The following is a 22,896-nucleotide window of genomic DNA, read 5'->3' as shown; positions in this document are numbered from 1 at the left end:
GTGTGGCCATCGATATTCACTGGATTCGCGACAACGATAGCCTCGGCCGGTTTTGCGCCGAGTGGCAGCAGCTGCCCTACGTTGCCCTCGACACCGAATTCATGCGGGTCGACACCTTCTATCCGATTGCCGGCCTGCTGCAAGTGGGCGATGGCGTACGTGCTTACCTGATTGATCCGCTGACCATCGACAACTGGCAACCCTTGGCCGCGTTGCTGGAGAACACGGCGGTGGTCAAAGTCGTGCATGCCTGCAGCGAAGACCTCGAAGTCCTGCTTCGCCTGACCGGGAGCCTGCCAGCGCCGCTGTTCGACACGCAATTGGCCGCCGCTTACCTGAATCTCGGGTTCTCCATGGGCTATTCGCGTCTGGTGCAAGAAGTGCTCGGCATCGACCTGCCCAAGGGCGAAACCCGTTCCGACTGGTTGCAGCGTCCGCTTTCCGAGACCCAGATCAGCTACGCCGCCGAAGATGCCGTGCACCTGGCGGAAGTGTTCGTGAAGCTTCGTCCGAAGCTGTCTGACGACAAATACGCCTGGGTCCTGGAAGACGGTGCCGAACTGGTGGCCAACCTGCGCCGCGAGATCGATCCGTACGAGGTCTACCGCGACGCCAAGCTGGCCTGGAAGCTATCCCGCGCGCAACTCGCCGTGCTGCGTGAACTCTGCGCCTGGCGCGAAATCGAGGCCCGCGCCCGTGACCTGCCGCGCAACCGTATCATCCGCGAGCACTCGCTGTGGCCGCTGGCGCGTACTCAGCCGGACAACCTCGGTGCGTTGGCAAAAATCGAAGACATGCACCCACGTACCGTGCGTCAGGACGGCGAGTTTCTGCTTGATCTGATCAAGCGCTCTGGCAGTGTGTCGCCGGATCAATGGCCGCCAGCCGTGCCGGAGCCATTGCCGGTGGATGCCGCCGTACTGCTCAAACAGATGAAAGCCATCGGTCAGGCCGAAGCCGAGCGCCTGGACATCGTGCCCGAACTGATGCTGCGCAAGAAAACCCTGGAAGCGCTGCTAAAGAGCGGCTTCCCCAATGGTCCCTACCAATTGCCTGATTCGTTGCGTGGCTGGCGCCGCGAATTGATGGGCCAGGCGCTGCTCGACAGCCTGGCCGCCGCCGGAGAACAGCCTTGAAACGTATTTGCTCCATCTACCGCAGCTCGAAGCGAAACGAAATGTACCTGTATGTGCTCAAGAGCGATGCTCTGGAGCGAGTACCCGAGCCGTTGATGCTTGCCTTCGGCAAAGCCATCCACGCCTTCGACCTGGTGCTGTCCCCCGAGCGCAAACTGTCGCGCGAGGACATCACCGTGGTGCTGGAAAACCTCGAGAAGCAGGGCTACCACCTGCAAATGCCACCGGCCGAAGACGAGTACATCGAACACTTGCCGGAAGAGTTGCTGCGACGCAACGATCCGATGTAGTCGCCGTACAGGCTCTGTTCAGAGCCTTTGTGAAACACTGGAATGATTTTGGCGATGGCCGCGACGACAGAGCGATACTCTGCCGGTGGCCGTCTGCACTGTTTTTCGAAAGGTTTGTAGCATGCGCGTTCTGATTGCTGAGCACGACCACCCTGTGTACGCCCAACTGTTGCGCGAAGCAGCGCCGGATCTGGAAGTGCTGACCAGCGGTGACTCCGCTGAACTGGCCCGTCAGGCCGCTGATTGCCCGGTCTGGCTGGGTCAGCCCGACCTGCTGGCGACCTTGCTGCGTCAGGGCCACCAGCCGCAGTGGCTGCAATCGACCTGGGCGGGTATCACGCCGCTGCTGGCCGACGGCTTGCCCCGGCATTATCGCTTGACCCGCGCGGTGGGGATTTTCGGTCAGGTCATGGCCGAATTCATACTCACCTATATGCTCGGTCACGAGCGGGAAGTGCTTGCGCGGCTGGTCAGCCAGGTCGAGCGCAAGTGGGACAGTCGCCATGGCCAAAGCCTGGCGGGGCGCAAGGTGTTGATCGTCGGCACCGGTGATATCGGGCAGACCGTCGCGCAATTCCTGCTGCCGTTCGGCGTCGAGTTGTACGGCATCGCCAGTTCGGCCCGGGAGCAGGCGCCGTTTGTCGAAGTCGGCTCGTTGGCGGATTTGCCTCGCTTGGTGGGTGAAGTGGATTACGTGGTCAATCTGCTGCCAAATACGCCGAACACTCACGATATCTACGATGCGGCGTTGTTCAAGCAATTCAAGCCGACCGGCTTGTTTATCAATGTCGGTCGCGGCGTTGCCGTGGTCGATGCGGACCTGGTTGAAGCCTTGAAGGAAGGGCATCTGGTGGGCGCGGTAATCGATGTCTGCCGCCAGGAGCCACTGCCGCAACGTCATCCATTCTGGACGGCCTGGGGGCTGTTGTTGACCGGCCACAGTTCGGCACCGACCTCGCCTTCGCTGATGGTGAAGCTGTTTGTCGAGAACCTGCGGGCGTATCAGGCGGGTGAAGCGTTGCGCGGGGAAGTGGATTTCGATCGCGGGTACTAAAGACGGCTCAATCAAAATGTGGGAGCAAGCCTGCTCGCGATAGCGTTGTGTCATTCAATACCGCTTTGATTGACACGGCCTCATCGCGAGCAGGCTCGCTCCCACATTGTTTTTTGCACGGTGGCCTAGAGGGTGAAGTCGCCTTCAGCAGCGAGTTCGCTCAACGGCCGGCGCGGGCTCGGTTCTTCACGGGCTTGCAGGTAGTCCGCCAGTGTCGACTTGTCGCCCAGTTTGCCGATCGCCACGGCGGCGTGCAGCGCATAGCCTTCAGGAATGTTCAGCTCCTTGCGGGTCAGCTCCTGATCGAAACCGGCCATGCCGTGGGTGTGCCAGCCGCTGATGCTCGCTTGCAGCGCGAGATGGCCCCAGGCCGAACCGGTGTCGAAGGTGTGCCAAAGGGCCGGGGTTTCCTCGGTAGCGCCAGGCACCGCGAAAGTGGTTTTCGAGACCACGATCACCAAGGCCGAAGCGTGTTGCGCCCAACTGCGGTTGAATTCGTTCAACAGGCCCAGGTAACGCTCCCAGTTCGGTGTATCGCGACGCGCGTAAAGAAAACGCCAAGGTTGCGAGTTGTACGCCGACGGCGCCCAGCGCGCGGCTTCGAAAAAGCTCAGCAAGGTCTCGACCGGAATGGCTTCGCCGGTGAAAGCGCGGGGCGACCAGCGATCGGTGAACTGAGGATGGATGGCGTATTCGGCAACGCGTGGGTTTGCACTCATCAAGAGATTCCTTGCTACGTATGAAAGTGAGGGATATCAGAAACCTGCGGGCGCAGTTGTGCTGGGCGGTGAGGTCTGTCGAGAGCCGAGGCGGTTCACCGGAATGCAACGCGGTTGAGCGTTAATGGCACGCAGGTCTGGCTCCTGGCGACTGGCAAAACTACTTGGCGGCGCTCCAACTGACAAGTCTTGCTCTACCGACAGTCGCCAATGCTTGGCCCACGGGGCCTGGCGCACTAGACTGGCGGCCTTTTCACCACCTGATGTTGATGCTTGAGCCATGGCCGCCAAAGTCGAACCGTTCTGGATACGCAAAACCCTCGATCAACTCGATCCAGAGGAATGGGAATCGCTGTGCGACGGTTGTGGCCTGTGCTGCCTGCAAAAGCTCGAGGACGAAGACGACAACAGCGTCTATTACACGCGTATCGCCTGCAAACTGCTGGACCTGAAAACCTGTCAGTGCACCGATTACCCCAATCGACGCGACTTCGTACCGGATTGCATCCAGCTCACGCCGGGCAAGGCTGACGAGTTCAAATGGCTGCCGCCGACCTGCGGTTATCGCCTGGTCAGCGAGGGCAAGGATTTGCCGCTGTGGCATCACCTGGTCTGCGGTGACCGCGACGCGGTGCATCACGAACGCATTTCCCAGTCCGGGCGCATGCTCGCCGAAGGCAGTGTGCCGGAAGATGATTGGGAAGATCATCTGATTTTCCGGGCGGGTTAATTTCCAACGCTATTTATTAAGTGGCGAGGGAGCTTGCTCCCGCTTGAGTGCGCAGTACTCACAAGATTGGAAGTTGCTTACAAGAATTTGGGGTTGCTTCGCAGCCCAGCGCGAGCAGGCTCGCTCGCCACACTAGGAGTGTGTATGGCTGTGGGATGGCGGCTGGCGTTGGTTGTTGGGCTGTTGGCCTTAAGTTCGCCCGGATGGGCGGCGAAGAAGGTCGATCTGGATTACCACGTGCGCCTGTTGCCGCAAAGCGATCAGGCTGAGGTTCGCCTGACCCTGGCCCAAGGCTCGGCAGTCCGCAGCCTGGACTTCGACCTTGGGGACGGCAGCCATTACAGCGATTTCAAGGCCGATGGCGATTGGCAACTGGCACCGGGCAAACCAGCCCGCGGCGTATGGCGACCTGCCGCCGACAAGGCCAGCCTGACCTACCGTGTGCACATCAGCCACGGGCGCAAGAGCGGCAGTTTCGACACACGTATGACCTCGAGTTGGGCGCTGATGCGCGGCGAGGATCTGGTACCGCCGGCCAAACTCGATCAGCAAGACGGCATTGAACTGGTATCGCGCCTTGAGTTTGAGTTGCCCAGCGGCTGGAAGAGCGTCGAAACCGCCTGGCCGCGGATCGGCAAGAACAAGTTCCGCATCGACAACGTTTCCCGGCTGTTCGATCGGCCCACGGGCTGGATGCTCGCCGGGCACCTTGGCAGTCGTCGAACGCGCTTGGGAGAGACCGAAGTGACTGTCGCATCCCCGCGCGGTCAGGGCATGCGGCGCATGGACGTACTGACGCTGCTGACGTTTGTCTGGCCGCAGGTACAAGCGGTATTTCCTCGTCACCCGACCAAGTTGCTGGTTGTAGGTGCCAACGATCCGATGTGGCGCGGCAGCCTGGCGGCGCACGAGTCGATTTACTTGAACACCCGCCTGCCGCTGGTCAGCGAAAGTGGCACCAGTGCACTGGTGCGGGAATTGGCGCAGGTGTTCGGGCGAATCAACGATACCCATCGAAGCGACTGGATCAGCGAAGGCTTTGCCGAGTATTACGCCATCGAACTGGTGCGCCGTGCCGGTGGCATGAGCGACGAGCGCTATGAGGGTTTGCAGAGCCGAATGGTGACGGACAGTCAGAAAGTCACGACCCTGCGCGGTGAGCAGGTCAGCCCGGCGCAGGTTTCGAAAGCGGTGGTGTTGTTGCAAGAGCTGGATCGCGAGATTCGTTTGAAGACGCGCAACAAGCGTTCTCTGGATGATGTGCTGCGAGGGGCGATGCATCTTGGGAGCGTTGATACCAAGGCGTTCGTTCAATTGGCCGAGAGCGTTATCGGCGAGTCTTCCAAGGTAATGGATACGGGGTTACTTCAGTGATACCGCTATCGCTGGCAAGCCAGCTCCTACAGAAATTTATCAGGCACACCCATGGTGAAACACACCGATCAACTGTAGGAGCTGGCTTGCCAGCGATGAGGCTATAAGTGTCACCGCAAATCCTGGATCAAACCCCGGATTTTGGCGATTTCAACGAATCATTACCGGTGACTGTCGCCGTTTTGGTCGCTGCCTCTGCATTGGCCTTCAGCGTCTTCAGTTCTTCACCTGCCCGCTGAATCTTCGCCCGCACGTTGTCCATGTCCTGACGGCTTTTCTCCAACAGGCTTTTCGCCGAGCTATGCCCGGTAATGCCACGGGCGAGGGCGACACCGCCGATCGCGACTTGAATCAAACCGAAAATGCCGCCGCGACGCAGGCCTTTACCCACCATCACCACGCCACCGGCCAGGGAGCCAATGCGCTCCCAGCCCTGAACGTTATGGTCGCTATGGGTCTGGAACGGGGTGGATTCGATGCGCTCTACGCGTTTGAGTTCGCTCATGATCTGTCTCCAGGCAGGAAGGGCTGCTTCAGTGTCGATAGTTAAGCTGACTGTCGGGGCGGCCGGCTTGTTCCGTCGGATGTGCGGCGATTCAGCGGAATTTCGGCCCCGAGCGGGTGTTCAGGCCCTTGGCCATGCGGTCGTACAGCACGACGTTGACCGTGGCGGCCAGGTTCATGCAGCCGGTGGTCGGGATGTAGACCACATCTTCGCACCAGTCGCGAATCTCTTTATCCAGCGAACCGTCTTCCGGGCCGAAGATGTACAGCGCGCGGTCCGGATGCGTGTACTCGGGCAGCGGGCGGGCGCCGTCAACCAGTTCGACGGCGACAGGCACGCAATTGAGCGGCAGGATTTTCTTCAGGTCGTCGATGCCGATCAGCGGGATGTCGTAGTGGACGCGCTTGGTGTCGGTGACGAAGTCGGCGGCACGCTCATAGCGCTTGCCGGTGTAGAACACCGACGCCACGCCATAACAGCCAGCGGCGCGCATCACCGAACCGACGTTCTCCGGTGATTTGGGGTTATACAAACCAATGCAGCTGTACCGTTTGTCTGCCACGAGCGAAGCGCCTTTCAGGAAAAAAGCGCGATTATACGGGGTTTACGGGCGGGCCGCAGATTCAGCGACAAGGTCACTTCGTCGCCGGCATGAGGGCGTTGATCCTGTCCATCAGGGCGGTCCCGGCATTGTTGATCTTGTCGTTCTCCGGGTTTTTGCTGGCTTGCGGATCGGTTTCGATGCCAGCCAGAATTTCAGCCAGGTTATGGAAATGACCGGATTTCTTTTCGGTGGAATCCTTGCTGCCATTGGCGAACTGATCCAGCGCGTCTTGCAGCGTCATGTGCTGGGACAGCCACTGCGGAGTGTTCTTTTCCTCCGGGCTCATGTTTTCGAGGAAGTTCATCGCCGCCTTGGCCCGACCGATCGGGTCATTGGCGAACGGGTCTTTCCAGTTCTTTTTCTGATCGTCGGGGCCACTGTAGTAACCCGACGCCAGCCGGGCCTGCTGTTGCATCAGTGCTTTTGCCGCGTCCTGTTCGTCCTTCGAAAACAGGCCGCCTTCGTTGGTCGCGACGGCGTTGAGCGAACGTCGATCCAAATCACCCATCAACGCGTTACGGTCTTCGACGCTGCCGCTGTAAGGCTTATCGCCAGCCTTCATCTGCGCGTATTTTTCATCCATCCGTTTGCGCGCATCCGTGGCCACTTCCGCAAAGGTTTTGCCCGCTGAACTGGAGACCGCGCCCGGTTGGGTGACACCCAGCACCAGTGCATCGGCGTTCATGCCTGGGCGCACCGGGAAAAACGGTGCGTTGCTGGCAATCGTGCCGCTGTAGTCAGCGGCTGTTTTGGAGAGGCTGAGCGAATCGTCATTTTTACTTTTCGCGGCCGTCTGATCCGTATCGCTGGCAGCGGGTTTAGTCTTGGCCTCGGCCGAATGGTAATAGGCCAAGATGGCGGCGCTGTTGAAGGTTGAATTGACGTTCATGAATCAGGCCTGTCCATATGTGATGTGATTTAGAGGACGCCATGAGCGGTCAAGACTTTGACTGGCTCAATGTATGGAAGCTGATACATGGCAAGAACAGTGCCATCAGGGATGGTGGCAGGCGCGGCGTGACTTTGTAACGGTCAGGACACGTTTAAAGGCAGGAAGAAAGTGAAGTCATTGCCGATGACGGCAGATTATCGCCGTCCGGTGTCAGGATTTGCCGCACCAAATGCTGTAGGAGCAAGCTTGCTCGCGATGCGGCCTGTCAGACAACACAGATGTTGCCTGTGCAATCGCTATCGCGAGCAAGCTTGTTCCTACAGGTTTGGTGGGGGTTCAGTCTTCTTTTTTCATCAACCCGGCCAACGCGGCAAACGGGTTATGCGTCGCCTTGGCGATTTTCGGCGTGCTCAGCGAGCCTTCGCCGAAATATTGCTGGTCGGTGTAACGCGAGTGTTCGTTGTCGTGGCAATACAGGCACAACAGTTCCCAGTTCGAACCGTCCTGGGGGTTGTTGTCGTGATTGTGATCGCGGTGGTGCACGGTCAGTTCGCTGAGGCGCTTGCCGGAGAATTCACGGGCGCAGCGGCCGCATACGTGCGGGTACATCTTCAGGGCTTTGTCGCGGTAGCCCATTTCCTTGTCGCGCTGGTTGTCGGCGAGGATGCGGTCCAGCTTCGACGTGTTGGTAGGGGTGGACGAACTCATGGGTTCACCTTTGTAAAAAGACTAATGGCGGTTATGCAGTGAGTTTAGCTCAGCCCTTGAGCTTCTCGGCAATCCAGATGGTGTGGCGGGTGCCCTTGTTGCCGTGGGCGAAGACTTGCACTTCCTCGGCCTTGAACCCGGCTTTTTTCAGTTTGTCGGAAAACTGCCGGTCCGCGCTGGCCGACCAGACCGCCAGCACGCCTTTCGGTCGCAGGGCTTTGGCGCAGGCACTCAGGCCACCGGCGGAGTAGAGCCAGCTGTTGGCCCGCTGAGTCAGGCCTTCGGGGCCGTTGTCGACGTCGAGCATGATCGCATCAAAGCCCTGTGGCTCGGCTTGCAACACCTTGGCCACGTCTTCCATGCGAATCACGGTACGCGGGTCGAGCAGCGGCTTGCCGGCCTTTTCGCCCAACGGTCCACGGTTCCACTCCACCACGCCGGGCACCAGTTCGGCGACCACCACTTCCGCGGACTTGCCCAGATGCTTGAGCGCCGAGGCGAGGGTGAAACCCATGCCCAGGCCACCGATCAACACCCGTGAATTCGGGCGGCCGGCGACCTTGCGGCAGGGGATTTCGGCCAGCGCATCCTCGGAGCCGTGCATCCGTGTGTTCATCAATTGCCCGCCGTCACCGCCCTGAATCTTGATCACGAAATCCTCACCGTATTCGAACAGGCACAGGGCACCGCCGTTCTCGGGAATAGGGGCGGTGTCGAGCAGAACGAAACGTTTCATGGGACTCACTTGAGGAAAAATTGGCAGCAGAGGGGAAGGCAAACGGACGCAGTTGGGAGTAGCCTGCAACAGACAACAAGGCCAACGGAGCCATTGATGAAGCGCACCATTCTAACGGTCATTGCCTGGGCCGCGCTCTCGATAACTGCAGCGCAGGCCCAACAGTTACAAAGCATTCCAGTGAGCCCCGCGCTGACGCCCGGTTCGCCGGGTACCGCGACGCCAACGCCGTATCCGCAAATAAGCCCGGCCCCGATGCCCAGAGTCGGTCCCGGAAGCGGCGGCCCGCCGTTGGTGCCGATCGAGAGGCCCAGCCCGCCCACCAAGGATCAAACGGTGCCGGGAATTGAACAGAATCCGCCGAAGGGGAAATCGCCGGGCGGTTAGACCTGCTGCGCGAGCAGTTGCCCGTCGGCCATGCGCAGGCGTTTGGATAGGGAGACGGCGAGCGCGCGGATGATCTTCGCGGCGATTTTCGGTGCGTCGTTAAGCATCTTTTCCAGCGAATCTTTGCCCAGGTTGAGCAGTTGGCAGTTGCTCGCGGCCACGCAACTGGCCGAGCGGCGTTCGCCGTCGAGCACGGCCATTTCGCCGAACGAGCGGCCGCTGCGCAAAGTGGCGATGGTTACCAGTTGCCCGTCGCCGGTGGTCTTCTGCACCGCCACTTGGCCGGTGTGGATGATGCACATGAAGCTGCCGGCATCACCCTCATGAAAAATCTCTTCGCCCTGGGCAATGGAGCTGATGCTGAAGTAACCCGAAGCCGCGGCAAAGTCGGCCGGCAGCAGCTGATTGAACAGGCCGCAGTCCATTAGCCAATCGCGGATTTCGTTGTTCAGGAAGGTCGGTTCTGACATGTCGTGCGGTCTTTTTGTTGTCTGGTTCTATTCCGGATTTACCGCAAACCCTGTAGGGGGGGGCAGTGTTGTATCGGCCCGAGGCGTCCGGAATTAAGACCGGTTCGTCGGGCCAAGTTCCTCAGGCAACACCCAAAACCTTGAACAAAAATGCATATTCGAGTGCTACGTCACGCAATCCCTGATAACGACCGCTCATACCGCCATGCCCGGCACCGAGTTCGGTCTTGAGCAGCAGGGGATTGGTGTCGGTCTTGGTCGCGCGTAACTTGGCCACCCACTTGGCCGCTTCCCAATACTGCACGCGGCTGTCGTTGTAGCCGGCGATCACCAGGGTCGGCGGATACGCTTGTGCTGTGACGTTTTCGTACGGCGCGTAGGCCTTAATCCGATCATAGACGTCCGGTTCTTCTGGATTGCCCCACTCGTCGTATTCGGTAACGGTCAGTGGCAGGTCCGGATCGAGCATGGTGTTGAGTGCGTCGACGAACGGCACTTCGGCAATCGCCGCGCCGAACAGCTCCGGCCGCAGGTTAAGCACCGCGCCGATCAGCAAGCCACCGGCGCTACCGCCGCTAATTGCCAATTGCTTGGCGGTGGTGAAGCCATTGGCAATCAGGTGCTCGGCACAGGCGATGAAATCGCTGAAGGTGTTGTGTTTGTGCTCCTGCTTGCCGGCGCGATACCAGGCTTCGCCCAGTTCGCCGCCACCCCGCACGTGCGCGATGGCGAATGCCATGCCGCGATCAAGCAGGCTCAGGCGTGCATGGGAAAACCACGGGTCAAGGCTTTCGCCATAGGCGCCATAACCGTACAGATAAAGTGGCGTCGGCTTACCAAGTGCTTCGCGTTTGACGACAAGGCTGATCGGCACTTGCGTGCCGTCGGGTGCGGTCGCCCACAGGCGCTGGCTGACATAGGCGTCGGCGTCGAACGGGCCGAGCACCGGGGTTTCCTTGAGGACTTTCTGTTCACCGTTGGTCAGTTGCAGTTGGCGGATCTGCGCCGGACGGTTCAGCGCTTCATAGCGCAGGCGAATCCTGTCGCTGATGAACTCCAGACTGTTCTGCACGTGCAGGCTGTAGGCCGCATCCGGCAGTTGTACGCGGTAGCTCGGCAGATCTTGCGGGTGGACTTCGATGATCGGCAAGCCACCCTCGCGCAGACTCAGGGTCATGGCGCCGGCGTTCAGGCTCATGCCTTCGATCATCACGGTGTCGCTGTGGGGAATCAGGTTTTTCCAGTCGGCTTCGGTGGGCGCCACGCCGGTATCGACTGCCGTGTACAGGGCAAAGTTGATGCCGTCGCGATTGGTACGAATGAACCACGTCCACTGACCGTCGAGCGCGCCGTGGTCGACGTCGTACTCATGGTCCTCGACCCGAGGCGCGATGCAGGTAAAGGCTTGTTGTGGCTGGTTGGCGTCCAGCACCCAGACTTCGCTGGTGGTCTTGCTGCCCAGGGACAGCAGCAATTGCTCCTCGGAACTCGAGCGGTAGCAATGCATGAAGAAGCGACCGTCGGTCTCATGGAACACTTCTTCGGCCGCCGTGCCGTCGAGGCGATAGCGGTACAGCTTGTGCGGGCGATGGGTGTCGTCCAGTTCGCCGAAAAACAGGGTCAGGCTGTCATTGGCCCAGGTCATGCTGCCGTCACAGTCCTGGAATTCCAGTTCGCTGACACGTCCGTCGGACAATTCCTTCACGAACAGCGTGTAAATCTCATCGCCCGATGAATCGATACTGTAGGCCAGGCGCTGATGGTCCGGGCTGATACTGAACGCACCAAGGGAGAAGAAACCGCCGTTGGCCAGAGCGTTCGGGTCCAGCAGCAATTGTTCGCGGCTTTCATCGAGTTGCAGGCCATCGTCAGCCGGGCGCGGGCACCGGTAATGGCGAGCGTATTCGTCGCCCGCCGTGGTCCGCGTGTAATACAGATAGGGACCCCACGGCGAGGGCAGGGACAAGTCGGTTTCAAGAATCCGGCCCTTGATCTCTTCGAACAGGGTTTCGCGCAATTCGGCCTGATCGGCGGTTTGCGCTTCCTGATAGCTGTTTTCAGCCTTCAGGTAGTCGAGCACCGCGTCGGTGTCGCGCTCCTGGAGCCAGGCATACGGGTCGGAGCCTTCGGCCTTTCGGGCAATCGGGGCGTCGGAAACGTTGGCGGATAGGGACATGGATGGCTCTCGAACGATGTACTGAATAGGGGGCTTCGCAGACCGCAGGCCTGTGCAGAGCCTGTAGAAGCGAGCTTGCTCCTACAGGGCTGCATCTTGACCGATGCCATTGGGGCAAGCCTGACGTGCGAAAAGTCGTTACTATAAGCGCCTCTTTGCCTGCCTTGCCATGGACACCATGACCGAGAACGACTATCTGATCGCTTGGGGCCTCTACGCCTTTGCCGCTTTGGGCTGCCTGTTGGTGTGGATGCGGATCACCCGCTGGATGTGGCGTTGGCTGCGTGAGCCGCTGCGGTTGCTGGTGGCGGTGCTGTTGTTTTCGCCGACCATCATTGACCCGGTGAAGGAAAAGGTCGCCCCGGCCATTGCCATCACGGCCCTCGACCTGTTGTTCAAGGTCGGCAACAACGCGTGGCGGGCAATTTCCGATCTGTTCATGTACGGCATGATCGCTTTCGGCATTTACCTGGTGTTCGTGGCGATTCGCTTCCCTATCGAGCGCAAAACCAATGCGCGCAAGGAACAGGCTGCCGCCGCAAAAGCCGCCGCCCGTGCCGAAGTAGAAGAGGAAGATGAACATCTTTTCGGTGGGGCCGGTGATGATCGTTACGGTCGTCCCCCTGTGCCGAGCAACCCCCAGCGTATGCGCGTCGAACCGCGTCTGTAACGTTGCCCCTGGCTTGAAGCGAGATTCCGAGCATGTGTGAGTTATTGGGCATGAGCGCCAATGTGCCGACCGATATCGTGTTCAGCTTCACCGGGCTGATGCAGCGCGGCGGCCGAACCGGTCCGCACCGTGACGGCTGGGGCATCGCCTTCTATGAAGGCCGTGGCCTGCGACTGTTCCAGGACCCGGCGGCGAGCTGTGAGTCGGAAGTCGCCAACCTGGTGCAGCGCTACCCGATCAAAAGCGAAGTGGTGATCGGGCATATTCGCCAAGCCAACGTCGGCAAAGTCTGTCTCTCCAACACCCATCCGTTCGTGCGCGAGTTGTGGGGTCGTAACTGGTGTTTCGCCCATAACGGCCAATTGGCGGACTTTCAACCGACCGCCAGTTTTTATCGCCCGGTTGGCGATACCGACAGCGAAGCGGCGTTCTGTGATTTGCTCAACCGGGTGCGTGCAGCGTTTCCCGAACCGGTGGAAGTCGAAGAGCTGCTGCCGGATCTGGTTGCCGCCTGCGCCGAGTACCGCAGCAAAGGCGTGTTCAACTGCCTGCTCAGCGACGGCGATTGGCTGTTCTGCTATTGCTCGACCAAACTGGCGCAGATCACTCGCCGCGCCCCGTTCGGCCCGGCGCGCTTGAAAGACGTCGATGTGATCGTCGACTTCCAGGCCGAAACCACGCCCAATGACGTGGTCACGGTGATCGCCACCGAACCCCTGACCGAAAACGAAACCTGGACCCGCTACGAGCCGGGCCAATGGAGCCTGTGGCGACGCGGCGAATGCGTCAGCCAGGGCAAGACCGAATAAGGATTCTCCCCCATGTTGCTCAGTTATCTACGGCTGGTGTTGTTCGCGGCGGGCCTGTTGATCGGTGTCCAGGTGCCGGGTTTTATCAGCGATTACGCCAAGCGCGTCGAGGCGCATCTGATCGAGGCGCAAACCAGCCTCAGCGGTTTTCAGGGCACGGCCAATCAGTTCTTCAAAGGTGATATGCAGGCACTGGTGGCGCATTATCGCGCCAGCGAAGACCCGATTTTCCGTAGCGACGCCGACAGCCTGAGCAACCTGCTGACTCGCCAGTTGGCGTTGGACAAGCAGTTCCAGGCGATGCAAGGCCCGTGGTACATCCGCTTGCTGCAGGTGGTTTTGGCCGCTGATCCGGAGATTCGCAAGGAAACCTGGAACGGCTACAGCTACCAGATCCTGTTGACGCCGGAAGCGATGATCTGGGGGATGAGCGGGGCGTTGCTGCTGTCGCTCGGCATTGAATGCCTGTTCCGATTGATCGACTGGGTGGTGCTGGGCGGCAAGCGCCTGCGCCAGAGCCGGCCAATAGAAGAGCGGGATTTGCGCGGGTTGTAAAAATCAACCTGTAGGAGCTGGCTTGCCAGCGATCCAGGGCGATGCGGTGGGTCAGACAGGACGCCATCGCTGGCAAGCCAGCTCCTACAGGGGGCTTCAGCGATTCAGGGTGATGTAGTGTTCGCCCACCTTCAACGCATATTCCTCCAGCACCTGCTGACACAACGCCACAATCTCCTCGACCCATTCCGCACCCACCCGCCACGACACCACAACCTGCAAATTCGGTGGCCGTTGCTCGATGTCCAACAAGGTCAATTCGCCCCGCGCCAGTTCCTCGGCCACCAGCACCGGTGGCAGCGCGCCGATACCGAAGCCGTCGCGCAGCAATCGGGTAATCGCCGACACCGAGTTCACGCAGTTCAGCCTGGGCGCCATGACGCCGTTGGCCTGCATCAGGGCGAGCACTTCCTGGTGGGGATGAGAGTTTTTCGAGTAAGTGATGATCCGCTCATTGGCCAGATCGGCGATGCCGGAATATTCACGGTTGTAGAGGGAATTGCTGGCAACGATCCAGCCCATCGGGTGGCTGGCCAGTTCCAGGCTGCGCACACTTTCCTGACGGAGCAGGTCGGTTTGCAGGATCACATCGAGAAAGCCTTTTTGCAGCTGATCGCAGAGGTTCAGTGAGGTATCGGCCACCAGTTCGATTTCCACCAGCGGATAGTGATCGGTCATCTGCGCCACCAATGGGCTCAGCCAGGTGTGGATCACCGTGTCCATCACGCCGATTCGTACCCGTCCGGCCTTGCTCGAACGGGTCTCGATCGACTGCTTGAGCGCCTGCATGGTGTCCATCATCTGCTCGGCGTAATCGAGCACTTTCAAGCCTTCTGGCGTCAGGCTCACACCGCGTGAATCACGCAGGAATAGCTTCACCCCGAGCTCGCCTTCGAGCACGGCGATACGGCTGGAAATCGACGCCTGGGTGGTGAAGAGCTTGTCGGCAGTGAGGCGAAAACTCTTGAGTCGGGCGACCCAGACGAAGGTCTCGAGAAACTTCAGGTTCATGGGATAAAGATTTCTTATGCCTAAGGCGGGTTTTTATTAGTTGGACGCAGCAGGGGCAGGCGCCCAAGAATCAGGCCATCCGGTTCCCACGATAGGCGTCGTCGGGGCTCAGAACAATACCAATAAAATCAGCGCGGAGATTTGCCATGAGTGCGCCCGACACCCCCTTCATCCCGAAAGCCGCGGCTCGCCCGGGACCTTTCGACTGGTATCGCAACATCAATCAGCAGGAACGTCGCACCTTCTGGAGCTGCAAGATCGGCTATGGCCTGGACGGCATGGACACTCAGATGCTCAGCTTCGTGGTGCCGACCCTGATTGCCATGTGGGGCATCACCACCGGCCAGGCCGGGCTGATCCACACCAGTACGCTGATCGCTTCGGCCATCGGTGGTTGGGTGGCGGGGATTCTCTCCGACCGCATCGGTCGCGTTCGCACTTTGCAACTGACCGTGTTGTGGTTTGCCTTCTTCACCTTTCTTTGCGGCTTCGCGCAGAGCTACGAACAACTGTTGATCGCGCGCACCCTGATGGGCTTCGGTTTCGGCGGTGAGTGGACGGCGGGCGCGGTGTTGATCGGCGAAGTCATCCGCGCTCAGGATCGTGGCAAGGCCGTCGGTATGGTGCAATCGGGCTGGGCGCTGGGCTGGGGCCTGACCGCGATTCTGTATGCGCTGCTGTTTTCGATCATGCCGCCAGAAGACGCCTGGCGTGCGCTGTTCATCCTCGGCATCGTGCCGGCGATTTTCGTGATCTTTGTTCGCCGCCTGGTGAAAGACCCGGAAATCTACCGCGAAGCCAAAGCCAAACAGGAACCGAGCAACCCATCGAAGTTCTACGAGATCTTCGCCCCCGGCATGCTCTTCACCACGATTCGCGCTTCATTGCTGACCACCGGCGCATTGGGCGGCTACTACGCAATCACGTCCTGGCTACCGACTTTTCTGAAGAACGAACGCGGTTTGAGCGTACTCGGCACCGGCGGTTATCTGGCGATGGTGATCATCGGTTCCTACGTCGGCTATGTCATCAGCGCTTATTTGACCGATATCCTCGGGCGCAAAAAGAACTTCGTCCTGTTCGCGGTGGGCTCTTTCACCATTGTCTTGCTGTACACCCAACTGCCGGTCAGTAACGGCGTGATGTTGTGGCTGGGCTTTCCGCTGGGCTTCTTCGCTTCGGGCATCTTCAGCGGCATGGGTGCTTTTCTGACCGAATTGTTCCCTACGCGAATCCGCGGTTCGGGCCAGGGGTTCTGCTACAACATCGGTCGGGCGCTGGCGGCGTTGTTCCCGCTGCTGATCGGCTTGCTCAGCCAGACAGTGCCGCTGAGTGTGGGGATCGGAGCCTTTGCGGCAGTTTCCTACGGCGTGGTGATCCTGGCGGCCCTGAGTTTGCCGGAAACCCGTGGCAAGCAACTCGACGCCCAGTAACTGATAACCTGCGGGCATGTCCTACGGATCTGTCCCGCAGCATAAAGAATAAAGCCTACAGGAGTGTTCATCGTGAGCCGCCTGCTATTGAACTGCGACATCGGCGAGAGTTTCGGCAGCTGGACCATGGGTCTGGACGCGGAGGTCATGCCCTTCATCGATTGCGCCAACATCGCTTGCGGCTTCCATGCCGGCGATCCGAGCATCATGCGCAAGACCGTCAGCCTGGCCCTCAGCCACGGCGTGCAGATTGGCGCGCATCCGGCGTATCAGGATCTGGTCGGTTTCGGCCGTCGTTCCATGGCGTATGCCACCCAGGAACTGCAGGACATTCTGCATTACCAGATCGGCGCCCTCGACGGCATCTGCCGGGCCCAGGGCGGGCGGGTCAGTTACGTCAAACCCCACGGCGCGATGTACAACGACATGATGGCCAACCCGGCGCAATTGCGTGCGGTGCTGCAAGCCGTGGCGTCCTATGACCGTAGCCTGCCGTTGATGCTGATGGCCACGCGCGACAACAGCGCCGCTCGACAGTTGGGTGAAGAGTACGGGGTGACCCTGTGGTTCGAAGCCTTCGCTGATCGTGCCTACGACCGCGCGGGTATGCTGGTCTCGCGGCAACTGCCGGGGGCGGTGCATCACGATCCGGAAAAAATCATCGATCAGGCGCTGATCATTGCCCGTGGCGATCACCTCACCGCCAATGACGGCAGTGCCTTGCATTTGCAGGCCAACACCCTCTGCGTGCACGGCGACAACGCCAGTTCAGTGGCCGCCGTGCGGCGCATTCGTGAGGCCTTGAACCAGCAGAGCGCGTCATGAAACTGCGGGTAGAAGTGGTCGCGCTCGATTGCCTGATGGTGCGCTTGTTCGATGAAATCGCCGAAGCCAACATGCCGTGGATGCTCGCCGCGAGTGAAAGTCTGCGGGCGGCATTCGGTGATCATCTGATCGATTTGGTGCCGTCCTACACGACTTTGATGGTGCATTACGACATGACCGCGTTGAGCCCGGTCCAGGCTCGGGAAGTGATCGCCGAAGCCTTGATTGATCTGTCGCCCAACGCACGCACTCGCGGCACCTGTCATGTGCTGCCGGTCTGGTACGACTTGAGCGTCGGCCCGGAGTTGAGCCTGTTGGCGCAGCGCGGCGGCTTGGCGGTGGAGGAGGTGATCCGCCGCCACAGTGAGCGTGAATATCAGGTGTTCGCCCTGGGTTTTGCTCCGGGTTTTGCTTTCATGGGGCTGGTGGAAGAAGTGCTGGCCGCACCGCGCCTGAACACGCCGCGCAAAAAAGTCGCCGCTGGCAGTGTCGGCATAGCCGAACGGCAGACCGCAGCTTATCCCGTGGTATCGCCGGGTGGCTGGAACCTGATCGGACGCACCCCGGCCAAATTGTTCGACCGCAACCGTGACGGCTATAGCTTGATGCAACCCGGCGATACCGTGCGTTTCGAACCGGTCGGCCATGCCGAATTCATCAATCTGGGCGGAGATGACACGCCATTGGAGGCCCAGGTATGAGCCGTCTGACCATTGAAGCGAGTACGCCGTTGTGCCTGTTGCAAGACGCAGGTCGTTTCGGTGTGCGGCATCTGGGCGTGACTCAGGGCGGAGCGGCTGATTGGCGTTCGATGTCCTGGGCCAATTGGTTGCTGGGTAACGGTCTGGATGCGCCGGTGATCGAAATCACCCTTGGCGGATTCAGTGTCATTGCCGAAGATGATTGCGTGCTGGCGCTGGCCGGGGCGGATCTTGGCGCACAGGTGAACGGCGAGCCACTGACTCCGTGGCGTAGTTTCAGGCTGCACAAGGGCCATCGTTTGCAATTCACTCAGCCATTGCTCGGCGCCCGGGCCTACCTGGCCGCGCCGGGTGGCTTCGATGCGCCGAAGGTGTTGGGCAGTAGCGCGACGGTGGTTCGCGAGGAACTCGGAGGGCTGGATGGCATGGGCCGGGCGCTAAGCAAAGGTGCGAGTTTGAGCTATTCGGGCAATTCGGTGATGTTGCTGCGGGAGCTGACCGCAGACCAGCGACCAAATCTGAATCTTGATGCGCCGTTGGACCTGGTCCTCGGTGCGCAGATCGGCGAGTTCAGCGGCCAAAGCCTGTTTGACGCGTTCAATAGCGTCTGGAGTCTGGACAGCCGCGCCGACCGTATGGGCATTCGCTTGTTGGGCACGCCCTTGCAGTACCAGGGCAACCCGATGATTTCCGAAGGCATTCCGCTGGGCGCGGTGCAGGTGCCGCCGGACGGGCAGCCGATTGTGTTGCTCAATGATCGGCAGACCATTGGCGGGTATCCGCGTTTGGGGGCGTTGACGCCTTTGGCGCTGGCGCGGCTGGCGCAGTGTTTGCCGGGTACTCAGGTGCGGTTGAAACCGGTGGTGCAGGATGTCGCCCATCGTGAACAGGTCGAGTTTTTGCAGCGTTTTTCGAACCGATAAAAGCATCGCTGGCAAGCCAGGCTCCTACAGAAATTGAGGCTGCTCACATAATTTGTGAACCACCTCAATCCCTGTAGGAGCCTGGCTTGCCAGCGATGGCGGCCTGAAAGGCTACCAGGATTACTTGGAAAGAAACCGCATCCCTTCCTCCAACCCGCGCAAGGTCAGCGGGTACATCTGGTCATCGATCAAGTCCCGCACAATATTGGTCGACGAGGTATAGCCCCACGTGTCCTTCGGATACGGATTGATCCAGATGAGCTTCTTGTACTTCTCCTTGAACCGCTGCATCCACACATAACCGGCTTCTTCGTTCCAGTGCTCGACGCTGCCGCCCGCCTGGGTGATTTCGTAAGGGGCCATGGCGGCGTCACCGATGAAGATCACTTTGTAATCGGCGCCGTACTTGTGCAGCAGGTCCTGGGTCGAGGTGCGCTCGGAGGTACGGCGCATGTTGTTCTTCCACACCGATTCATAAATGAAGTTGTGGAAATAGAAGTACTCCAGATGCTTGAACTCGGTCTTGCAGGCCGAGAACAGCTCTTCGCAGATTTTCACGTGGGCGTCCATCGAACCGCCGATGTCGAACAACAGCAACAGCTTCACGGTGTTGCGCCGCTCCGGACGCATCTGGATGTTCAGCAGCCCGGCGTCTTTGGCGGTGTGGTCGATGGTGCCGTCGATGTCCAGCTCTTCAGCCGCACCCTGGCGGGCGAATTTGCGCAGTCGGCGCAGGGCAACCTTGATGTTGCGCGTGCCCAGTTCCACCGAATCGTCCAGGTTCTTGTACTCACGCTGGTCCCAGACCTTGACCGCTTTGCCCTGGCGCTTGCCGGCATCGCCGACCCGTATGCCTTCCGGGTTGAAGCCGCCGGAACCAAACGGGCTGGTGCCACCGGTGCCGATCCACTTGTTGCCACCGGCGTGGCGCTCCTTTTGTTCTTCCAGGCGTTTCTTGAACTCTTCGATCAGCTTGTCCAGACCGCCGAGCGACTGGATCGCCGCCCGCTCTTCATCGGTCAGGGAACGTTCGAACTCCTTGCGCAGCCAGTCTTCAGGGATCAACGCCTGCAAGTGGTCGTCAAGCTTTTCAAGACCGTTGAAGTAGGCACCGAAAGCCCGGTCGAACTTGTCGAAATGCTTTTCGTCCTTCACCAGGATTGCCCGGGACAAGTAATAAAACTCGTCCATGTCGGCGAAGGTCACACGCTGTTTCAGCGCGTTGATCAGGTCCAGCAGCTCGCGCACCGAGACCGGCACCTTGGCTGCGCGCATTTCATTGAACAGGTTGAGCAGCATGGCATCAGCCTCTTAGCGGGTGCCGCGACGGCTCATGAACGCCAGGCGCTCAAGCAGTTGCACGTCCTGTTCGTTTTTAACCAGCGCCCCGGCCAGAGGTGGAATGGCTTTGGTCGGATCGCGTTCGCGCAGCACCGCTTCGCCGATGTTGTCGGCCATCAACAGTTTCAGCCAGTCCACCAGCTCGGAAGTCGAAGGCTTTTTCTTCAAGCCCGGCACCTTGCGCACATCGAAGAACACGTCCAGCGCTTCGCTGACCAGGTCTTTCTTGATGTCCGGGTAGTGCACGTCGACGATTTTTTGCAGGGTAGGGCGATCAGGGAAGGCGATGTAGTGGAAGAAGCAACGGCGCAGGAAGGCGTCCGGCAGCTCTTTCTCGTTGTTGGAGGTAATGATGATGATCGGACGCTTCTTGGCCTTGATGGTCTCGTCGATCTCGTAAACGTAGAACTCCATCTTGTCGAGTTCTTGCAGCAAGTCGTTCGGGAATTCGATGTCGGCCTTGTCGATTTCGTCGATCAGCAGGATCACCCGCTCTTCGGATTCAAAGGCTTCCCAGAGCTTGCCCTTTTTCAGGTAGTTGCGAACGTCGTGGACCTTCTCCGTGCCCAACTGCGAATCACGCAGGCGGCTGACCGCGTCGTACTCGTAGAGGCCCTGATGCGCCTTGGTGGTGGACTTGATGTGCCAGGTAATCAGCTTGGCGCCAAAGGATTCGGCCAGTTGCTCGGCGAGCATGGTCTTGCCGGTGCCCGGTTCGCCCTTGACCAGCAATGGCCGTTCCAGGGTGATGGCGGCGTTGACTGCCAGCTTCAGGTCATCGGTGGCGACGTAGGCCTGGGTGCCTTCGAACTTCATCTGCTAATCCTCGAACGGTAACGCCGACCTGAACGAGGCAGGGCGGGGCGCAATAATTGTAGTACCCGACTATAACGCGGTGCCCGGTCGACTGTGAACGCAGACGGCTTATTCAGTCTCTGAATGGAGCGTCACATCTTGACTTGGTTTCGATGGCTGGCCAGTATTGAGCTATCGCCATAATGGCGATAGCTTGCCGGGCATGTCTACTAAATATCGATTTCGAGATACATACCGCATTTCGTTGCGCGAGAAGGATCATCCACCGCCCCACGTGCATCTGACCGGTGGCGGGCTGGACGTCATGCTGAGCCTGGAAACCGTCGAAGTGATGGTAGGCAAGGCACCGCCGCTGATTATCAAGGAAGCGCTGGATTGGGTCAGGGCCCACCAGGCGCAATTGCTGGAGGATTGGAAACGATGTTACCCATGAAACGACCACGACTTACGGCGGTGCGGGCCTTGCCGGATCATCGCCTCGCGCTGACTTTTATCGATGGTCAGCAACTGACGCTCGACCTCAGCCGCGATCTTCAGGCCTTTGCGGGGTTGCAGCCATTACAGGGACGCGCCTTCGACGAGGCAACCCTGGGCGACGATGGATGGTGCGTGGAGTGGCCTGAGCAGGACATTCAAATTGGTGCCGACACGTTGTATCTGGATGCACTTGCGCAAAATGCATCGGACGAAAACACCCGCATCTTCATTGACTGGCGTGCTCGTACCGGTTTGCCACTCAATCAAGCAGCCGAAGCGCTGGGGGTTAGTGCTCGAAGCATCAGCCGTTACAGCAACGGTCGCGAAGCGGTGCCGCGATCTCTTGCCCTTGCCTGCCTTGGCTGGGATTTCCTGCAACAGCAAACAAAACCGCCACAAGCGGCCGAAGACACCGGCCGCTACACCGTAGCCCGCAAGCGTTAACCGGCATCCGGCTTGGGTCGTTCGTAGCGCGCATTGAAGGCTTGAATGAATCCGTTACGTAAAATCTGCAAAAACGCCTGGAACGCGTTGATATCTTGCCGATGTACATTGCCGCTCAGTTCGACGCGGGTGGCGAACTGGTTCTTGCCCTGGTTTTTCAGCACGGTTTCGGAGCCACCGACAATGGCCTCCCAAATCGAACGGAAAATCCCTTTGTCCTTGTTTTCCACGTCCTGCTGCCAGTTGAACACGTCGACATCTTTGAGCAGAGGTTTGATGTAGCCGGTTAATTTCGCCTTCTTGGCCTGCGCTTCAATGACCACATCGCCGTGGCCGGCATTGAAGTCGAACTTGCCGTAGGCCGAGGCGAAATCGTTCATGCGTTTTAGCTCGATGTCCCTGGCTCGCAGGCGGAATTCGAAGTCTTCGAAATTGCTCAGCGGATCGAACGTGGCTGTGGTTTCGAGGGGCGCATGCCCAAGCAACAGGGCTTTGCCTTCGAAGCGCGCGTCGCGTTTGCCTTCGGTGTCGACCACGTTGGTCAAGTTGTAGATGCTCGCATTGACCTTGGTGGCATTCATGTTAACGGGCGGTTTCGAGTTGAAGTTTCGAAAGCTGATCTTGCCATCATCGATTTTTACTTCGTTGAGCGTGATCGGCAGCAATTTGCCCAACTGGGCACGCCAGTCGGTGCCTTGACCGGTTTGGGAGTTCTGCTTGTTGGCGCCACCGTCGACGAAGTTCACTTCGGGATTGACGAACCGTACCTCGGCCACCACCGCATGGTCGTACCAGAGCGAGTGCCAACTGACTGACAAATCGATCAAAGGCGCGTCAACGAACGGCACCGGAACTTTGCCTTCGACCTTGACGATTTTCAGACCGTTGATTTTGTAGGCTCCCCGCCAGAGGGCCAGGTCCACGTCGGTGATCTGGCCGCGATAGTCACCCATGTCCGCCAAGCGATCATTGAGGTAATCGCGCACCAGATAGGGCAGGGCGAAGTGCAGGGCAATCAACAGCACAAGCAGGCCGGCGAAGGTCCATAGGGGCCAACTGTATCGACGTTTCATAGTGGCAATTCTCTAGCGATCTAAAGCCATTGACTGC

General features: G+C 59.6%; 27 protein-coding genes. 15 read left to right on the top strand and 12 right to left on the bottom strand.

Translation table 11 applies throughout. The features are described 5' to 3' along the window. The first annotated feature begins 2 nt into the window (after nt 1–2). From rnd to ABVN21_RS16675, 3 genes are all read left to right on the top strand, one after another. Entirely contained in the window at nt 3–1,136 is a 1,134-nt protein-coding gene (rnd, locus tag ABVN21_RS16685) for a ribonuclease D (RefSeq protein ID WP_339554173.1), read from the top strand. Further along, the gene (locus tag ABVN21_RS16680; RefSeq protein ID WP_339554174.1) at nt 1,133–1,426 is read left to right on the top strand and encodes a YcgL domain-containing protein; all 294 of its coding nucleotides are present in this window, start codon (nt 1,133–1,135) and stop codon (nt 1,424–1,426) included. The genes rnd and ABVN21_RS16680 overlap by 4 nt, the downstream gene beginning before the upstream one ends. Nucleotides 1,427–1,547: 121 nt before the next feature. Then, nucleotides 1,548–2,480 carry a D-2-hydroxyacid dehydrogenase gene (locus ABVN21_RS16675; protein ID WP_339554175.1) on the top strand — a complete coding sequence of 311 codons (933 nt, stop codon included), beginning with the start codon at nt 1,548–1,550 and terminating at the stop codon, nt 2,478–2,480. A 125-nt stretch (nt 2,481–2,605) separates the two neighbouring features. Here ABVN21_RS16675 and ABVN21_RS16670 read toward each other — a convergent pair whose 3' ends face one another. Continuing rightward, nucleotides 2,606–3,199, bottom strand: coding sequence for a nitroreductase family protein (locus ABVN21_RS16670; RefSeq protein WP_339554176.1), 594 nt, complete (start codon nt 3,197–3,199; stop codon nt 2,606–2,608). Nucleotides 3,200–3,479: 280 nt separating this feature from the next. Between ABVN21_RS16670 and ABVN21_RS16665 the strand changes: the two genes are divergently transcribed. Together ABVN21_RS16665 and ABVN21_RS16660 are read left to right on the top strand one after the other, a co-directional pair. After that, nucleotides 3,480–3,929: a YcgN family cysteine cluster protein gene (locus tag ABVN21_RS16665; RefSeq protein ID WP_034150030.1), complete on the top strand. Its 450-nt coding sequence runs from the start codon at nt 3,480–3,482 to the stop codon at nt 3,927–3,929. 144 nt (nt 3,930–4,073) lie between these two features. Next, nucleotides 4,074–5,303, top strand: coding sequence for a hypothetical protein (locus ABVN21_RS16660; protein WP_339554177.1), 1,230 nt, complete (start codon nt 4,074–4,076; stop codon nt 5,301–5,303). Nucleotides 5,304–5,430: 127 nt separating this feature from the next. Here the strand turns inward: ABVN21_RS16660 and ABVN21_RS16655 are convergent, their stop codons facing one another. The 5 genes from ABVN21_RS16655 to ABVN21_RS16635 all read right to left on the bottom strand — a co-directional run bounded on the left by ABVN21_RS16655 (nt 5,431) and on the right by ABVN21_RS16635 (nt 8,748). Then, a complete protein-coding gene (locus ABVN21_RS16655) occupies nt 5,431–5,808 on the bottom strand; it encodes a DUF2892 domain-containing protein (protein WP_339554178.1) in 378 nt (125 codons plus the stop codon). A 91-nt stretch (nt 5,809–5,899) separates the two neighbouring features. Next, nucleotides 5,900–6,370, bottom strand: coding sequence for an RNA methyltransferase (locus ABVN21_RS16650; RefSeq protein WP_046816778.1), 471 nt, complete (start codon nt 6,368–6,370; stop codon nt 5,900–5,902). A 73-nt stretch (nt 6,371–6,443) separates the two neighbouring features. Then, nucleotides 6,444–7,301, bottom strand: a complete 858-nt coding sequence (locus ABVN21_RS16645; protein ID WP_339554179.1) for a hypothetical protein — start codon at nt 7,299–7,301, stop codon at nt 6,444–6,446. 339 nt (nt 7,302–7,640) lie between these two features. Continuing rightward, nucleotides 7,641–8,012, bottom strand: a complete 372-nt coding sequence (locus ABVN21_RS16640; RefSeq protein WP_007944009.1) for a YajD family HNH nuclease — start codon at nt 8,010–8,012, stop codon at nt 7,641–7,643. Between the two features lie 49 nt (nt 8,013–8,061). Further along, nucleotides 8,062–8,748 carry a hypothetical protein gene (locus ABVN21_RS16635; protein WP_339554180.1) on the bottom strand — a complete coding sequence of 229 codons (687 nt, stop codon included), beginning with the start codon at nt 8,746–8,748 and terminating at the stop codon, nt 8,062–8,064. Between the two features lie 96 nt (nt 8,749–8,844). Between ABVN21_RS16635 and ABVN21_RS16630 the strand changes: the two genes are divergently transcribed. After that, the gene (locus tag ABVN21_RS16630; RefSeq protein WP_339554181.1) at nt 8,845–9,135 is read left to right on the top strand and encodes a hypothetical protein; all 291 of its coding nucleotides are present in this window, start codon (nt 8,845–8,847) and stop codon (nt 9,133–9,135) included. On the opposite strand, the gene ABVN21_RS16625 is transcribed toward ABVN21_RS16630, so the two are convergent. Then, nucleotides 9,132–9,605 carry a cyclic nucleotide-binding domain-containing protein gene (locus ABVN21_RS16625; RefSeq protein ID WP_339554182.1) on the bottom strand — a complete coding sequence of 158 codons (474 nt, stop codon included), beginning with the start codon at nt 9,603–9,605 and terminating at the stop codon, nt 9,132–9,134. The two genes, ABVN21_RS16630 and ABVN21_RS16625, sit on opposite strands and share 4 nt — an antisense overlap. Nucleotides 9,606–9,726: 121 nt before the next feature. Beyond that, nucleotides 9,727–11,781, bottom strand: a complete 2,055-nt coding sequence (locus ABVN21_RS16620; RefSeq protein WP_339554183.1) for a S9 family peptidase — start codon at nt 11,779–11,781, stop codon at nt 9,727–9,729. A 169-nt stretch (nt 11,782–11,950) separates the two neighbouring features. On the opposite strand from ABVN21_RS16620, the gene ABVN21_RS16615 reads away from it, so the two are divergent. Genes ABVN21_RS16615 through ABVN21_RS16605 form a run of 3 tightly spaced genes read left to right on the top strand, consistent with a single transcriptional unit; the run spans nt 11,951 to nt 13,815 of the window. Then, the gene (locus ABVN21_RS16615) at nt 11,951–12,451 is read left to right on the top strand and encodes an MFS transporter (protein ID WP_339554184.1); all 501 of its coding nucleotides are present in this window, start codon (nt 11,951–11,953) and stop codon (nt 12,449–12,451) included. A gap of 32 nt (nt 12,452–12,483) precedes the next feature. After that, the gene (locus tag ABVN21_RS16610; protein ID WP_034150022.1) at nt 12,484–13,260 is read left to right on the top strand and encodes a class II glutamine amidotransferase; all 777 of its coding nucleotides are present in this window, start codon (nt 12,484–12,486) and stop codon (nt 13,258–13,260) included. Between the two features lie 12 nt (nt 13,261–13,272). Continuing rightward, nucleotides 13,273–13,815 (top strand): DUF2937 family protein, encoded by a 543-nt coding sequence (locus tag ABVN21_RS16605; RefSeq protein WP_339554185.1) that lies wholly within the window; start codon nt 13,273–13,275, stop codon nt 13,813–13,815. Between the two features lie 96 nt (nt 13,816–13,911). Here the strand turns inward: ABVN21_RS16605 and ABVN21_RS16600 are convergent, their stop codons facing one another. Continuing rightward, nucleotides 13,912–14,826, bottom strand: a complete 915-nt coding sequence (locus ABVN21_RS16600; protein ID WP_339554186.1) for a LysR family transcriptional regulator — start codon at nt 14,824–14,826, stop codon at nt 13,912–13,914. 146 nt (nt 14,827–14,972) lie between these two features. Between ABVN21_RS16600 and ABVN21_RS16595 the strand changes: the two genes are divergently transcribed. From ABVN21_RS16595 to ABVN21_RS16580, 4 genes are all read left to right on the top strand, one after another. Then, the gene (locus tag ABVN21_RS16595) at nt 14,973–16,259 is read left to right on the top strand and encodes an MFS transporter (protein ID WP_339554187.1); all 1,287 of its coding nucleotides are present in this window, start codon (nt 14,973–14,975) and stop codon (nt 16,257–16,259) included. 72 nt (nt 16,260–16,331) lie between these two features. Next, nucleotides 16,332–17,084 carry a 5-oxoprolinase subunit PxpA gene (locus ABVN21_RS16590; protein WP_339554188.1) on the top strand — a complete coding sequence of 251 codons (753 nt, stop codon included), beginning with the start codon at nt 16,332–16,334 and terminating at the stop codon, nt 17,082–17,084. Continuing rightward, nucleotides 17,081–17,785, top strand: coding sequence for a 5-oxoprolinase subunit PxpB (gene pxpB, locus ABVN21_RS16585; protein WP_339554189.1), 705 nt, complete (start codon nt 17,081–17,083; stop codon nt 17,783–17,785). The genes ABVN21_RS16590 and pxpB overlap by 4 nt, the downstream gene beginning before the upstream one ends. Further along, complete coding sequence (locus tag ABVN21_RS16580; RefSeq protein ID WP_339554190.1) at nt 17,782–18,708, top strand: biotin-dependent carboxyltransferase family protein; 927 nt, start codon at nt 17,782–17,784, stop codon at nt 18,706–18,708. Before pxpB ends, ABVN21_RS16580 begins: the two co-directional genes overlap by 4 nt. A 120-nt stretch (nt 18,709–18,828) precedes the next feature. Here the strand turns inward: ABVN21_RS16580 and ABVN21_RS16575 are convergent, their stop codons facing one another. Together ABVN21_RS16575 and ABVN21_RS16570 are read right to left on the bottom strand one after the other, a co-directional pair. Next, nucleotides 18,829–20,007: a VWA domain-containing protein gene (locus tag ABVN21_RS16575; RefSeq protein ID WP_027925858.1), complete on the bottom strand. Its 1,179-nt coding sequence runs from the start codon at nt 20,005–20,007 to the stop codon at nt 18,829–18,831. A 12-nt stretch (nt 20,008–20,019) separates the two neighbouring features. Further along, nucleotides 20,020–20,865 carry a MoxR family ATPase gene (locus ABVN21_RS16570; RefSeq protein ID WP_339554191.1) on the bottom strand — a complete coding sequence of 282 codons (846 nt, stop codon included), beginning with the start codon at nt 20,863–20,865 and terminating at the stop codon, nt 20,020–20,022. A gap of 202 nt (nt 20,866–21,067) precedes the next feature. On the opposite strand from ABVN21_RS16570, the gene ABVN21_RS16565 reads away from it, so the two are divergent. Next, a complete protein-coding gene (locus ABVN21_RS16565; protein WP_339554192.1) occupies nt 21,068–21,298 on the top strand; it encodes a DUF4160 domain-containing protein in 231 nt (76 codons plus the stop codon). After that, nucleotides 21,286–21,786: a DUF2442 domain-containing protein gene (locus ABVN21_RS16560; protein ID WP_339554193.1), complete on the top strand. Its 501-nt coding sequence runs from the start codon at nt 21,286–21,288 to the stop codon at nt 21,784–21,786. The genes ABVN21_RS16565 and ABVN21_RS16560 overlap by 13 nt, the downstream gene beginning before the upstream one ends. Here ABVN21_RS16560 and ABVN21_RS16555 read toward each other — a convergent pair. After that, entirely contained in the window at nt 21,783–22,859 is a 1,077-nt protein-coding gene (locus ABVN21_RS16555; RefSeq protein WP_339554194.1) for a DUF748 domain-containing protein, read from the bottom strand. The two genes, ABVN21_RS16560 and ABVN21_RS16555, sit on opposite strands and share 4 nt — an antisense overlap. Between the last annotated feature and the right edge of the window lie 37 nt (nt 22,860–22,896).

Source organism: Pseudomonas sp. MYb327 (assembly GCF_040438925.1).
Classification (GTDB): domain Bacteria; phylum Pseudomonadota; class Gammaproteobacteria; order Pseudomonadales; family Pseudomonadaceae; genus Aquipseudomonas.
The sequence above is the reverse complement of the archived record's forward strand: the minus strand, read 5'-3'. Positions and strand labels throughout refer to the sequence as shown.